Raw genomic sequence first — 542 nt, forward strand, 5'->3', positions numbered from 1 at the left:
GATGAATTATTATTGGGCTATAGCCAAGCGGTAAGGCATCGCACTTTGACTGCGACATGCGTTGGTTCGAATCCAGCTAGCCCAGCCATATCTTTAAATGGCAGCATAGCCAAGTGGTAAGGCAGAGGTCTGCAAAACCTCCATCACCGGTTCGAATCCGGTTGCTGCCTCCATACGACATGCCGGTGTGGCGGAATTGGCAGACGCGCACGACTCAAAATCGTGTTCCTTTTGGAGTGTCGGTTCGACCCCGACCACCGGTATAGAGAGACTTTTTATATTTTGCGGGTGTAGTTTAATGGTAAAACTCCAGCCTTCCAAGCTGATGTCGTGGGTTCGATTCCCATCACCCGCTCCAATAAATAATGGGCCTATAGCTCAGCTGGTTAGAGCGCACGCCTGATAAGCGTGAGGTCGATGGTTCAAGTCCATTTAGGCCCATCATTATAACTTTATTTATTGTTCCGCAGTAGCTCAGTGGTAGAGCAATCGGCTGTTAACCGATCGGTCGTAGGTTCGAATCCTACCTGCGGAGCCATTTT

The 542-nt window shown here is 49.4% G+C and carries 6 tRNA genes; all 6 read left to right on the forward strand.

The annotated features are described in order from the left end of the window. The first annotated feature begins 13 nt into the window (after positions 1 to 13). Positions 14 to 88, forward strand: a tRNA-Gln gene (locus JN080_RS29040). Positions 89 to 99: 11 nt separating this feature from the next. After that, a tRNA-Cys gene (locus tag JN080_RS29045) sits at positions 100 to 173 on the forward strand. 8 nt (positions 174 to 181) lie between these two features. Continuing rightward, positions 182 to 263, forward strand: a tRNA-Leu gene (locus tag JN080_RS29050). A 21-nt stretch (positions 264 to 284) separates the two neighbouring features. Further along, positions 285 to 358 (forward strand) — tRNA-Gly (locus JN080_RS29055). A 9-nt stretch (positions 359 to 367) separates the two neighbouring features. Further along, positions 368 to 441 (forward strand) — tRNA-Ile (locus tag JN080_RS29060). A 22-nt stretch (positions 442 to 463) separates the two neighbouring features. Continuing rightward, positions 464 to 538 (forward strand) — tRNA-Asn (locus JN080_RS29065). Positions 539 to 542 lie beyond the last annotated feature (4 nt).

The organism is Bacillus sp. EB600 (assembly GCF_024494385.1).
Lineage (GTDB): Bacteria > Bacillota > Bacilli > Bacillales > Cytobacillaceae > JAEVLT01.